The organism is Amphritea sp. GJ51-11 (assembly GCF_055808735.1).
Map to the genome: position 1 here is coordinate 2,217,871 of NZ_CM147881.1, position 13,067 is coordinate 2,230,937.

10 protein-coding genes are annotated in these 13,067 nt (G+C 48.9%); 5 read left to right on the forward strand and 5 right to left on the reverse strand.

Features of this window, described 5'->3' with window-relative positions:
• The first annotated feature begins 133 nt into the window (after positions 1–133).
• Both AC0L4K_RS09790 and rrtA read left to right on the forward strand, forming a co-directional pair.
• Positions 134–2,275, forward strand: coding sequence for a VIT and vWA domain-containing protein (locus AC0L4K_RS09790; protein WP_473269117.1), 2,142 nt, complete (start codon positions 134–136; stop codon positions 2,273–2,275).
• A gap of 7 nt (positions 2,276–2,282) precedes the next feature.
• Positions 2,283–2,921, forward strand: coding sequence for a rhombosortase (gene rrtA, locus AC0L4K_RS09795; RefSeq protein WP_473269118.1), 639 nt, complete (start codon positions 2,283–2,285; stop codon positions 2,919–2,921).
• 80 nt (positions 2,922–3,001) lie between these two features.
• Here the strand turns inward: rrtA and AC0L4K_RS09800 are convergent, their stop codons facing one another.
• Together AC0L4K_RS09800 and ppsA are read right to left on the reverse strand one after the other, a co-directional pair.
• Positions 3,002–3,691: a pseudouridine synthase gene (locus tag AC0L4K_RS09800; RefSeq protein WP_473269119.1), complete on the reverse strand. Its 690-nt coding sequence runs from the start codon at positions 3,689–3,691 to the stop codon at positions 3,002–3,004.
• A gap of 67 nt (positions 3,692–3,758) precedes the next feature.
• Positions 3,759–6,134, reverse strand: coding sequence for a phosphoenolpyruvate synthase (ppsA, locus tag AC0L4K_RS09805; protein ID WP_473269121.1), 2,376 nt, complete (start codon positions 6,132–6,134; stop codon positions 3,759–3,761).
• A gap of 177 nt (positions 6,135–6,311) precedes the next feature.
• On the opposite strand from ppsA, the gene ppsR reads away from it, so the two are divergent.
• Positions 6,312–7,130, forward strand: coding sequence for a posphoenolpyruvate synthetase regulatory kinase/phosphorylase PpsR (ppsR, locus tag AC0L4K_RS09810; protein WP_473269122.1), 819 nt, complete (start codon positions 6,312–6,314; stop codon positions 7,128–7,130).
• Between the two features lie 52 nt (positions 7,131–7,182).
• Here ppsR and AC0L4K_RS09815 read toward each other — a convergent pair whose 3' ends face one another.
• A complete protein-coding gene (locus tag AC0L4K_RS09815; RefSeq protein ID WP_473269123.1) occupies positions 7,183–8,613 on the reverse strand; it encodes an MFS transporter in 1,431 nt (476 codons plus the stop codon).
• Positions 8,614–9,245: 632 nt separating this feature from the next.
• Here AC0L4K_RS09815 and AC0L4K_RS09820 point away from each other — a divergent pair.
• Complete coding sequence (locus tag AC0L4K_RS09820; protein WP_417222931.1) at positions 9,246–10,349, forward strand: phosphoribosylaminoimidazolesuccinocarboxamide synthase; 1,104 nt, start codon at positions 9,246–9,248, stop codon at positions 10,347–10,349.
• An 87-nt stretch (positions 10,350–10,436) separates the two neighbouring features.
• Here the strand turns inward: AC0L4K_RS09820 and AC0L4K_RS09825 are convergent, their stop codons facing one another.
• Complete coding sequence (locus AC0L4K_RS09825; RefSeq protein ID WP_417222928.1) at positions 10,437–10,628, reverse strand: CPXCG motif-containing cysteine-rich protein; 192 nt, start codon at positions 10,626–10,628, stop codon at positions 10,437–10,439.
• A 213-nt stretch (positions 10,629–10,841) separates the two neighbouring features.
• Here AC0L4K_RS09825 and AC0L4K_RS09830 point away from each other — a divergent pair, with 213 nt between their 5' ends.
• Complete coding sequence (locus AC0L4K_RS09830; protein ID WP_473269125.1) at positions 10,842–11,453, forward strand: LysE family translocator; 612 nt, start codon at positions 10,842–10,844, stop codon at positions 11,451–11,453.
• A 276-nt stretch (positions 11,454–11,729) separates the two neighbouring features.
• Here AC0L4K_RS09830 and AC0L4K_RS09835 read toward each other — a convergent pair whose 3' ends face one another.
• Positions 11,730–12,968 (reverse strand): DUF711 family protein, encoded by a 1,239-nt coding sequence (locus tag AC0L4K_RS09835; protein WP_473269126.1) that lies wholly within the window; start codon positions 12,966–12,968, stop codon positions 11,730–11,732.
• Positions 12,969–13,067: the final 99 nt, after the last annotated feature.

A 13,067-nucleotide genomic window follows, 5' to 3' on the forward strand; every position in this document is an offset into this window, starting at 1 on the left:
AACCTGAGGTATCATTATGTGATACCTCAAGCGCTTTGCTATTCCCCAAGCACCGCACACGCCATGATCGCTCTGACTTCAACGCACTGACATCCGCCGTTTAGATTCAGTCAACAGGATTAAGAGGATCGATATGAACAGCAAACTATTTTCCAGCGCCCTAGCCTTGAGTGCAGCACTCACCTTCGGTGTCACCCCATCCGTCGATGCCGCCGGACTACTCAAGCCCATTCAGTCCAACCTGCCCGACCTAACCATTAAAGAACACCATGTTAATGTCGTACTCGAACACAGCTATGCGGTCACCAGTATTGAGCACGTATTTCACAACCCTAACGCGCAAGCACTGGAAGCGATTTACAGTTTCCCGCTGCCGGATCATGCGGCGGTCGGCGAGTTCACCTATTGGATTGATGGCAAACCGGTCACTGGTGAAGTGATTAAAAAGCAGCAGGCGCACCAGATCTACGAACAGGAAAAACAAGCAGGTCGTGAGGCCGCATTAGTCGAGCAAGACCATTATAAAAGCTTCGATATCAATGTTACTCCAGTGCAACCTAACAGTGATGTCCGTATTAAACTGGTTTATATCCAGCCTGCCCATGTGGACTCGGGTGTCGGTCGCTATGTCTATCCATTAGAAGATGGCGGTGTGGATGATCAAAAAAATGCCTTTTGGAGCCGAACTGAACAGGTTGATGAGCAGTTTAGTTTTAACATGAGGCTCACTACGGGCTACCCGGTCGACTCTATCCGGCTGCCACAGCACCCTGAAGCAGCGATCCAACAACTTAACCCTCAGCAATGGCGCGTTAGCCTAGGCAATCAAGCAGCGCATCCAACTGATAGTCTCGCCCTAAAGCCAAACAGTGACCTGCCGGATGAGCAACAATCCAACCCGCAGTACCAGCCTAATACCGGCCTTCCCGCGGCTCATCTGGATAAAGATATTGTGGTCTACTGGCGCCACAGTGAAAACCTACCCGGCAGTGTCGATTTGTTAAGTTATAAAGCCGCCGATAACGCCCCCGGCACCTTTATGATGACACTCACCCCGGGGGATGATTTAGGCATTTTGCAGGGCGGCCGCGATTGGGTCTTTGTGCTCGATGTGTCCGGCTCAATGCAGGGGAAATACAGCACCTTGATCGAGGGTGTACGCCAGGGGTTAGCTAAACTCAGCCCCGAAGACCGCTTTAAGATCGTCCTCTTTAATAACCGCGCCAGCGATTTTTCTCAGGGCTTTCAACCCGCGACACCGGAGGTAATCAACCCGCTGCTCAACCAATTACAGCAATATCAACCGGGTAGCGGCACCGACCTGTATTCGGGTCTGTCACTGGGGTTAAAGAATATCGATGCAGATCGCAGTACCGCCATGATTTTAGTAACCGACGGCGTCGCCAATGTCGGTGTCACCGAGAAGAAACGCTTTCTTGATCTCATGGAAGCCGCCGATATCCGCTTATTTACCTTTGTCATGGGTAACAGCGCCAACCGCCCCCTACTGAACAGCATGACCGAAGCATCCAATGGTTTTGCCATCAGTGTCTCTAATGCCGATGATATTGTTGGCCAATTAATGCTGGCCACCAGCAAGATGACCCACCAAGCACTGCGTGATGTGCAACTGAAGATAGACGGAGGAAACGTCACCGACCTCACTCCGGATCAGATCGGCTCACTCTATCGCGGCGAGCAGCTAACTGTTTTAGGCCACTACCGCACCCCTGGGCCGGTGAAACTGACCCTCACCGCTAAAGTCGGCGGGCAAAGCCGTCACTACAACACCGAAATAACGCTGCCACAACAAAGCCTGTTACATCCCGAACTGGAACGGATCTGGGCCTTCGCCAGTATCGAAAACATACAGGCAGCGATGGATTATCTTGGCGAAAGCGAAGCGGCCAATGCCGATAGTATTCAAGCGATTACCGATCTCGCAATTCAGTATGACCTTGTCACCGAATACACCTCGATGCTGGTTGTTAGAGACGAAGTGTTTAAGCAATTGAATATTGAGCGTAATAACCAGCAACGGATCGCAACCGAGCAACAGGCGAGACAACAACGTCTGCAGCCCTCAGCGCAAACAGCAGCACAACCCCTGGCCAACAGCCATCGTGCAGACAAGCAGAAGCCAATGTTTAACCCGTCACAAAACAGAGCATCGTTAGGTAGTGGGTCAGGCGCCATCGGTCACTGGGTGTTGCTATTAATCGGTGCGTTACTGCTGGTACATGTTGGCAACCAACGTAAACGTCAATCTGCCTGAGGTCGTTATGATTCAGCGATTAACACAGATACTGAAGCCACAAGAGCCTCCCGTTAACGCGGGAGGTGCATTTAACGGGCCCTGGATTACTTTAATCATCATCCTACTGAGTCTCCCCCTTAGCTTAGTGCCTTCATTTTTTGAGCTGGGCTATTTTGATCAACAATTGATTCAACAGGGGCAGCTGTGGCGCTTACTTACCGGCCATCTCAGCCATACCTCTCTCAGCCACCTCCAATGGGATCTGCTCGCCTTTGCGATCGCTGCAGGTTATTTGGAATTGCACTCACGTCGGTTACTGCTAGCCACCCTATTAACCGGTTTAATCATGCTAGACACTCACCTGCTCTCACCAGCGGCAGGCATCAGTCAGTATGCCGGTCTGTCAGGGCTATTGTTTGCCCCACTGCTGATCAGCTTGGTGATTTTTGCCCGTAAACAGTCGGCAATTAACGGCTGGTTACCGTTGTTAATCTGTTTGGGTAAGTTGATCTGGGAACAATTTAGTCAGCAAGCCCTGTTAAGCCAAAGCGCTTGGCCAGCCTATCCGGTTGCCCATCTATTAGGCGCACTGGCGGGGCTTATGGTGTTGATAGCGGTTTTACTTTATCCCGCCCAAAGAGGAGATCACCAAGACCGGTTTTGATAGGCGCCGTCTCAAGGTAACTGTTAAGTGCAGCCATTGAGGTCAGTGCCATTGGGGTGATGTGTAAGGTTAACGATAATTCAAAACAGCGCAATCTCAGCTGCCGTTAACGCTCGAAACTCACCCGGAAGCAAGCTAGGGTCGAGGTTAAGATCACCCACTTTTTCCCGGTGAAGCTCAGTCACCTCATTATCGAAATAACCAAACATTCGTTTGACCTGATGATAGCGCCCTTCATAAAGCGTCAAGCGGGAGTGATGGCTATCGAGGCGTTCGAATTCGGCTGGCTGAGTGGTAATGTCTTCATAACCAAAGTAGATCCCCTGACGAAACACCTCGGCGGTATTAGCCGCCACTGCGTCTTGAGTCGTCACCCGATAAACTTTGGCAATCTTCGAGGTCGGCTGAGTGATACGGCGCGACCAGTTGCCATCATTGGTTAGCAACATTAGCCCGGTTGTTTTCAAATCCAACCGACCGGCAAGGTGCAACCCTGGACGTAACGCCGGCGGTAACAGATCGATAACGGTTTGATGTTCAGGATGAGTTGTCGCACTCACGACCCCTGCGGGCTTGTGCAACATCAGATAGTAACCTTGGCACTCTTGTAGCAACTGATCATCTAATTCAATCCGCACAAAGCGATCCACCGATAAGCGACCATCGGTGACCGTGTTACCGGCCACCCTCACCCGCCCTTCAGCCAGCAGCCGCTTAACCCGGCTCCGACTATAGGGGGTGTTGAGCTGAATAAATCGATCCAGTTGCATTAGCTAACAGTGCACTCAGCCGTGCAATCATAAAACAGAAGGCTGCCACATAGATAACGGTATAAAATCAAAGTGATTTATTATCTTCGTTAGCGAGGAAGAACCAGGTTTCCAACACCGTATCGGGGTTTAACGAAACCGAGTTAATACCCTGCTCCATCAGCCAGTTGGCGAAGTCTGGGTGATCCGAAGGCCCCTGGCCACAGATACCAACATATTTGCCCTGCGCCCGGCACGCTTGAATGGCCATCTCCAGCAACTTGCGTACCGCTTCATTACGCTCATCAAACAGATGGGCGATAACGCCGGAATCTCGATCTAGCCCCAAGGTCAGTTGGGTTAGGTCGTTTGAGCCAATAGAGAAACCATCAAAGTACTCGAGGAATTGATCAGCCAACAATGCATTGGACGGGATCTCACACATCATAATCACCCGCAAACCATTCTCGCCGCGCATTAAGCCATTTTCAGCCAGTAACTCAACGACCTGCCGAGCCTCGCCGACGGTGCGTACAAAGGGAATCATCACTTCAATATTGGTGAGTTTCATCACATCGCGCACATATTTCAGCGCCCGGCACTCTAAATCAAAGCACTGACGAAAGGATTCAGATATATAACGACTCGCTCCACGGAAACCCAACATCGGGTTTTCTTCATGGGCTTCATAGGCATCACCGCCAATGAGATGGCCATACTCGTTGGATTTGAAATCCGACATCCGCACAATCACCTTCTTGGGATAGAAAGCAGCGGCTAGCGTTGAGATACCTTCCACCAGCTTAGCCACATAAAACTCAATGGGGCTATCATAGCCAGCGATACGTCGCGCGATGGTGTTTTGAATAGCGCCGTCTTGCTGATCGAACTCAATCAACGCTTTCGGGTGAATACCGATCATACGGTTAATAATAAATTCGAGCCGCGCCAGACCGACACCGGCATTCGGCAGCGCTTGAAAATCAAAGGCTCGGTCGGGGTTACCCACGTTCATCATAATATCGAGCGGCAGCGGTGGCATCGAATCGACTTTATTCGTTTGATGTTCGAAGTCCAGGTGGCCCTCATAGGCTCGCCCGGTATCTCCTTCTGCACAGGAGACAGTGACTTCCTGGCCATCATGTAACCGCTCGGTCGCATCACCACAGCCAACAATCGCGGGAATACCCAACTCACGGGCAATAATCGCCGCGTGGCAGGTACGGCCACCGCGGTTGGTAATAATCGCCGAAGAACGTTTCATCACCGGCTCCCAGTCGGGGTCGGTCATATCCGTCACCAACACGTCACCCGGCTGAATCTTATCCATATCACTGAGGCTATCAACAATACGCACCGGGCCACTGCCAATACGGTGGCCAATCGAGCGCCCTTCCAATAACACCTTACCGGTTTCAGTCAGCAGATAGCGTTCAATAACCGCCGTCTTATCCCGGCTTTTGACCGTTTCAGGACGGGCCTGAACGATATACAGTTCGCCATCATCACCATCTTTAGCCCACTCTATATCCATAGGCCGACCGTAGTGTTGCTCAATCGTCATGGCGATCTCTGCCAACTTCTGCACATCATCGTCATTGATCGAGAACTGTAACCGCTGCTCCAGCGGCACCTTAACAGTTTCAACAGCACCCGCAGTGGTGCCATCGGCGCCGTAGACCATCTTGATCGCTTTAGTGCCTAAACTACGGCGTAGAATCGCCGGTGCGCCCTGACGCAAGGTGGGTTTATACACATAGAATTCATCGGGGTTAACGGCACCCTGCACCACCGTTTCGCCCAAGCCATACGCGGCGGTGATAAACACCACATGCTTAAAACCAGATTCCGTATCGAGGGTAAACATCACACCACTGGCACCGGTTTCACTGCGCACCATGCGTTGAATACCCGCAGACAGTGCAACCTCATGGTGTTCAAAGCCGTGATGTACCCGGTAAGAGATCGCCCGGTCGTTATAGAGTGACGCAAACACTTCATGGATAGCAGCCTTAATATTAGCCAAACCACGAATATTCAAAAAGGTTTCTTGCTGACCGGCAAAGGATGCATCCGGAAGATCCTCAGCGGTGGCAGAGGAGCGAATCGCAACCGCCTGCTCTTCATCGCCGCCCATATCAGCAAACGCCTGCTCAATAGCAGTATCGAGCGCTTCAGGAAAAGGCGTATCGAGGATCCACTGACGTACTTGAGTTCCCGTAGCCGCCAACGCATTAACATCTTCAGGATCAAGCTGAGCCAGAATATCGCTGATCTTTTGATCCAGTTGATTATGTTTTAAGAAGTCTCGGAATGCAGTGGCGGTGGTGGCAAATCCGCCAGGCACCTTAACACCTGCATCCGACAGCTCTGTGATCATCTCGCCGAGTGAAGCGTTTTTGCCGCCCACTTGCTCAATGTCATCCATACCCACCTGATCCAGACGAACGATATATTCCTGCAAAACCGTACACTCCTTAAATAATGTGTGATGGCGCTAATCATACTGCAATTCTGCACGTAAGTTCAGTGGCTTAGCCAACTTCCTGTTTTATACGATAGTTTCCTATACAGTACGCCCCAATATCGTAATAATAACCACCTTCTAATACACTTCGATGACGCAGGACAGCCTAAGCTTATGAAACGAACAGCTTTTTTTATATCCGATGGCACCGGCATTACCGCTGAAGCACTGGGTAATAGCTTGTTGGCACAGTTCGGTTCGATTCAATTCAATAAAATCACGCTGCCCTATATCGACACCATTGAGAAAGCCGTAGAGGCGGTCGACACCATTGATCAAGCCGGCAAAGAAGACGGTTATCGCCCTATCGTATTCGACACCGTGGTGGATGAAGCCATTCGTGAAGTCATCAGCACCAGTAGCGCTTATAAAATCGATGTTTTCTCGGCATTTCTCAAACCGCTGGAATTAGAGCTGGGCAGTCACTCATCGTATAGCGTCGGCAAATCCCACTCGATCAATGAAGTAAACACCTATATGGATCGTATTGAATCGGTCAACTTTGCCATTGCAAATGATGATGGTGGAAAAACGCAGCATTACGATAAAGCCGATATTATTCTGACCGGCGTATCCCGGTGCGGTAAAACCCCTACCTGCCTCTATATGGCACTGCAGTTTGGTATTCGTGCCGCTAACTATCCGCTCACCGATGATGATCTTAATCGCACCCATCTGCCGGACTCACTGGAAGCCTATCGGGATAAACTGTTTGGCCTAACCATCGACCCGTTTCAGTTAGCCTCTATCCGCCATGAACGTCGCGCTAACAGTCGTTATGCCTCACTGGATCAGTGTGAAGATGAAGTTCAATCGGTCGAGCGAATGTTCCGCCAACAGCAACTGCCCTTCATCAACACTACCCACTTTTCCATCGAGGAGATTGCCACTCGTATCATTGCTCAAAAAGGCCTGCAAAGGCGGATCAAATAAACCGGCCTCGATAGCAAAGCCGAATGATCCCCGATAGCCCTAACTACAGCCCTTAACGGGTCACCTTACCCCGACTATATGAGAACCATGCCGCGACGAAGCTATACGCACAGGCGCTGGCAAAGCCTAGTTTCACCACTAACAACAGATCGGGATAACGTTCCGGGCGAATCTGTTCGCTGTGTAACAACTGGCTCATCAGCAACATAATCACCGCCATGCTAAACATATTGCCACTCGTGCGTGAGAGATTGAGCAGAGCCGAGGCAATACTCAAGCGGTCTTTAGGCACGGAGCCAAGTGCCGCATTGTTGTTTGGCGTAGAGAATAAGCCAAAGCCAACCCCGAGTAGCGACAACGCGATAATCACAAGATTCAGTGGGCTATCGGATTCCAAGAACACCAACACGGCAAATCCCGAGCTGAAAAATAGACAGCCAATGGTGGCGATCAAACGCGGTTCATAGCGATCAGAGAGACGACCAGCAATCGGCGCAAGAATCGCCATAATAAAAGCCTGCAACAAAATCATCTGCCCTGCCTCACTCGGCGACAAGCCCTGTAAATATTGCAAATAGAGGCTCAGCAGGAACAGCACCGGATAATGGGCCGCATACATCAAGAAGCTGGCCATCAATGAGCGACTCATGACCCGGTTAGACGCCAGCAAACTAAAGCGCACTAAAGGATAGGCACTGCGGTTCTGGTAACGGACAAACACAAATACCAGCGCGATGCCGGCCAACAGCATCAAGATATTATAAAGATTAGGTAAGCCTGAAAGACCAAACAGCAGCAGCGTCGCGATAGCCACAAAGATCAACGAACCGATCCAATCGAGGGGCTGAGCCGGTTGACCTGACTGACCATCATTACGGATATAGATAACCGCCAACACAATGGCAATCAACGCTAACAGCACTGGCCCCCAAAACACGCTTTGCCAACCCAAGTGCTCAGTTAACCAACCACCGATTAGAGGCCCACAGGTCAGCCCAAGGTAGACCGAGGTCGCGGTAAAGCCCAATGCCGAACCACGATTACTATCGCTAAACACCGTGGCGATAATGGCCATTGCGGTGGCAAACACCAGACTACTGAACAGTCCCTGTAACACCCGCACTAACAGCAATACTTCAACCGATTGCACCACAAACACCAGCAAAGAAGCCAGCGAGAACCCTATAACCCCTAATAGGAAGATCGGCTTACGACCAACAGTATCCGCCACCCGGCCCGCCGGCAGTAATAGCACGATACTGCCCCAGAGGGTCGCGGTTGGAATCCAACTCAGCCATACCGCATCCGCCTGCAGCGCATCGGCAATGGCGGGCAAGGCCATGTTCACGCCGGACATCGACATCGGTACAATGAATAACGTGATACAGATACTCACCAGCACAAACCAGCGTGCCCGTGGGTTTACTTGATAGAATGTCGCTTCCGTGGAGGCAAGAGCGGCAGATGTAGAAGAGTCAGTCACGGCGATACCTTTTTAATTAAGGCGAACGAGTATAGCAGGAGAAACTTCATACATTCACTACTTTAGTCGCGTGCCACTTACCCGGATAATCACATTCGCTCATGCATCAATAACGACAAAGGTTAGGGTTATTTGACCTCGACGCAGTTAATTTCGGCATCAAAGGCCCAGTCTTATCGTCCCATACTGATTTTCGCCTAGCATCATGATCCATCCCCGCCAATAACCCGTACACCTCAGCTTGGTGATGCGGATTATGCTCAAGGAGTTTAAGCAACCGCGGCATCCGGTTACCGTGATGAAAGCACCGTGTTTAACTATCCAATGACAACCGCCTATGAGTTTTAGGCGATCAAAGGAATATACCCATGCGTACTAAGCTAATAACCAGAAACGCCGCTTCACTGCAGCACCCTAATAAAGCCACCGACCCGCGACGATAGGCAAATCCAGCGGTCAAAATGTAGCGGGTTATTACAAATCTGTGTAATATCCCTGTTCCAGAATCTGGCAGAAAAAATAAGCGTTCAACGCTGTTATGACGCCAGCTCTGCACTGCCACCCTTTCAGGTCAATGCTGTGGTTCTGGAACGTTATTATTAATCTATTTTTGAGATACAGGACAAAGTGCAATGAGTCTTGCTGATAAGGTTTTGGCAGTAAACAATGATCTGCCGATTCGTACCGACCTACCGGTACACAGTGGAAAAGTACGTTCCGTTTACTGGTTGACCGAAGCCGATAGTCGCCGTCTGATTCAAGAGAAAGGCTATGATGTGGCCGCCGATGCGCCGTTGGCCATTATGGTTATCAGCGATCGTATCTCAGCGTTCGAATGCATCTGGCATGGTGAAGGCGGTATGAATGGCGTGCCCGGTAAAGGCGCGGCACTGAATGCCATCTCTAATCACTGGTTTAAACTGTTCCGTGATAACGGACTAGCCGATAGCCACATTCTGGATATCCCTCACCCGTTTGTGTGGATCGTCCAGAAAGCTAAACCGGTTATGATTGAAGCGATCTGCCGCCAGTATATTACCGGCTCCATGTGGCGTTCATACGCCAAAGGCGAACGTGAATTCTGTGGCATTCAGATTGCCGATGACCTGCAAAAAGATCAAAAACTGCCCGAGTTGCTGATCACCCCATCAACCAAAGGTATTCTCAGCGGTATTCCCGGCGTGCCTGAAGTGGATGATGTCAACATCACCCGTGAAGATATCAGCAATAACTACCAAGCCTTCCACTTCCGTTCTAAGGACGATATCGCGGTTTACGAAAAACTGCTGAAAGAAGGTTTTGATGTTATTAGCAGCGAACTTGAAAAAATCGACCAAGTATTTGTCGATACTAAATTTGAGTTTGGCTATGTGACCGATGCTGCTGGCAATGAAAAGCTGATCTATATGGATGAAGTCGGTACACCTGACTCATCACGGATATGGGACGGCCCGTCTTACCGCGAAGGCAAGGTCGTTGAAAACTCAAAAGAGGTGTTCCGTCAGGAGCTGCTTAACTTCTTCCCTGATCCCGATATCCTGATCAATAAAGATCGCATGGAAGAGCGCTATGCGTTGGCAAAGGATAACGCCCTGCCCGCCGCGCTGTTGCAAAAAGTCTCTGATACCTATGTGGGAATTGCCGAAAAAATTATCGGTAAAAAACTGCCCTTATCAGAGAATCCAAAAGCGGAAATCATCGATATTCTGCGCAACGATTACGGCCTGATCGACTAAACAGTCGGGCTACCCCCTCGACGAAGCAAAGGCGCTATCAAGCCGCCCTTGCCGCAAACAACGTCGCATGACCTCATGCGGCGTTTTTTATACCTCATTTTCGGTTTTAAGCAACACCTCAGGTTCACTGCCATCGAGCTTCAGCTCAACGGTGATCGGTTTACAGCAAACCTGACAGTCTTCGATATATTGTTGATCACCGGCACTACAATCCACGAGTAACACGATTGGCTCGCCGCAATAGGGGCAAGATTGGGAAATCGTTTCGATACTTTGCATAATTGAAACCTCTCGATTGAAGTGTACAACGTCACTCGACACTTGCTTGCGTGGCACTTAAAACAGCCACACGGACTACCACAGCACGGCTTGCCCTCTGGTTCCTGCCGTATCGCTGTAATATAATTCACTTATCAGCTTAGGTGCATTTTACCAATCGTGCCGAATTCATAAGCAACTGCCATTTTCACACATCCTTGCTAGAGACACCCCATGACCTTAACTGCTTGGTTCTCATTACTTGCTATCTGCTGCCTTGGGGCGATGTCGCCCGGCCCTAGCCTCGCCGTCGTCCTTAAACAAACCGTCAGTAACAGTCGTAGCCACGGTTTAGCTGCTAGCTGGTTTCACGCTGCCGGTGTTGGCTTATGGGCCTTTGCCACCATCTCCGGGCTGGCCATTCTGGTAGCCGAATCACAACTGGCATTTCAGGTGATTACTTGGTTAGGTGCAGCCTATCTGGCGTGGATCGGCGTTAAAGCGATTCGTGCCGGTAAAAACTCGGCCTTTGGTGTGAATGAAGGTCAAAAGGTATCCATACTGACAGCCGGTGTTGAAGGCGCAACCATTTCATTGCTCAACCCAAAATTAGCGATCTTCTTTATCGCCCTGTTCTCACAATTTGTCAGCCCCGATGCCAGCGCCACTGATCATCTGATTATGACCGCCACCGCCGCACTGGTCGACGGCCTCTGGTATACCCTAATGGTGTTCTTGCTCTCCCACGGCCCAGTCTTAAAAACCCTACAGAAACGCAGCCAACTGGTTAACCGCCTCACCGGTGGCGTTCTAATCGCACTGGCCGCTCGGGTTGTCACGCTGTAAGGTGCTGGTGAGCTTTGCGAACCGCACCGTTCACCGCATACCAAAAGCAACATTTGTCACGCCATAATCGCAAGGTGCTGGTGAGCCTGCGAACCGTACCTATATTGACACGGCAGTTGTAATGAAAGCTGTAATGAAAGTTCTGGGGAATAATGGATGCCCATGGTGCGGTTCATTCTTCACCGCGCCCTACTCATCGACAATCCATGCACCCAACCGCACCAAAAACGCGGCAATCCGTAAAGTGCCCGGTGAGGAACGAACCGCACCGCTCTCCTAAGGAACAGCAAGTACAGCACAGTTACATAAATCATCGCTTTCGAAAACAGTTAAATCACCGGCATTTAGTTTAGGGACTGGAAATAAACGAACAGTCAACGGCTTATCTAAACGAAAGGCCATTGTTCCTGTATCCCTCATAAAAGCACTTATTTTTTCTATTGATGTATCCCCAGGGATAGGAACAGTGTCCAGACCAATGCCACAAACTGCACTATAGGTTAATAGGGAACGAATATCATAATTTGATTTAAGTGTACCAGCCGCGAGCCCAGCATCTTCTGTTAATGCAAGCATGAGCCCTGAAAAACCAACTAAATCAACACCTTGTAATGACTTAAATACTTTTGTTAATAACGAAGACGCTTCAACTGTCCCAGATGCGCCAAAATACTCAACCCCCATTTTTTCATAAACAGTCGTCATACTCTCGCAGTCTTTTGATGGAGCGGCGGAACTATCAAACCCCGAAAATTTAAAATGGTTACCTAAATCTGCAAGATCAATAATGCTATTGATGGCAGAAACATGATATTGAAGTGCTTCACTCATTACAGTGTAGTAATGATTATATTGTTCATTATGATTAGTAAAATGAGTATTTTTATTGGTTTCAGATAAGACGTTAACAAGTAAATCCGGTGTTTCTAAGCCAATAACAAAACGATTCCCTAACTCTGTTTGGTGGTAGCTTGCAGGAAAATATGGGATAAGCGGATCGCAGTTAAAGTTAACAGTGAAATTAAAATTACCTTCCCCTCTTGGGGTTATTTCACTGATTGTCTTTACAGCTTCAGCAGATTTAGTGATTTTTTCATTATCAAGCATTCCATTTTTGTCAAGACCAACATTTACACAGACATTGCATAGATCACCAAACTCTTTGATTAATTCGGGGACAAGTGATATTTCATGGTTTGTTTGAGCCTCTCCAACAGCGAACCTTATACGTATATCAGAAGACTTTAAGTTATGAAGAATATTATTAAGGTAACTTAAATCATCTCTTGCACTTTCTATACTCTCTGTATTTAAATATTTACCAAAAGGGTTTGTTACGATTCTATTTGTTTGAACCTTATAACCATACTTTTGAAAGATAGATGTTAATTTACCACAGAAAAAAGCGGCGCTTTCAATTTGTTCTTTCCAACGATGACGATCACCACTCAGTGATATAAAAGTGGTTATCGTTCTTATTTTACAGAGATTTTTATCTTCAAAAATTATGGACATAACTAATACTCAATTCATATTTACCTAACACACACTAAGCATACAAAACAGAGGATTAAAATTTTTAGAAAAATCTAATCCACTGCTTTTCCTGTTTAA

Coding starts and splice junctions, on each gene's coding strand:
- AC0L4K_RS09790 (WP_473269117.1), top strand. CDS start 134: ATGAACAGCAAACTATTTTCCAGCGCCCTAGCCTTGAGTGCAGCACTC.
- rrtA (WP_473269118.1), top strand. CDS start 2,283: ATGATTCAGCGATTAACACAGATACTGAAGCCACAAGAGCCTCCCGTT.
- AC0L4K_RS09800 (WP_473269119.1), bottom strand. CDS start 3,691: ATGCAACTGGATCGATTTATTCAGCTCAACACCCCCTATAGTCGGAGC.
- ppsR (WP_473269122.1), top strand. CDS start 6,312: ATGAAACGAACAGCTTTTTTTATATCCGATGGCACCGGCATTACCGCT.
- AC0L4K_RS09820 (WP_417222931.1), top strand. CDS start 9,246: ATGAGTCTTGCTGATAAGGTTTTGGCAGTAAACAATGATCTGCCGATT.
- AC0L4K_RS09825 (WP_417222928.1), bottom strand. CDS start 10,628: ATGCAAAGTATCGAAACGATTTCCCAATCTTGCCCCTATTGCGGCGAG.
- AC0L4K_RS09830 (WP_473269125.1), top strand. CDS start 10,842: ATGACCTTAACTGCTTGGTTCTCATTACTTGCTATCTGCTGCCTTGGG.
- AC0L4K_RS09835 (WP_473269126.1), bottom strand. CDS start 12,968: ATGTCCATAATTTTTGAAGATAAAAATCTCTGTAAAATAAGAACGATA.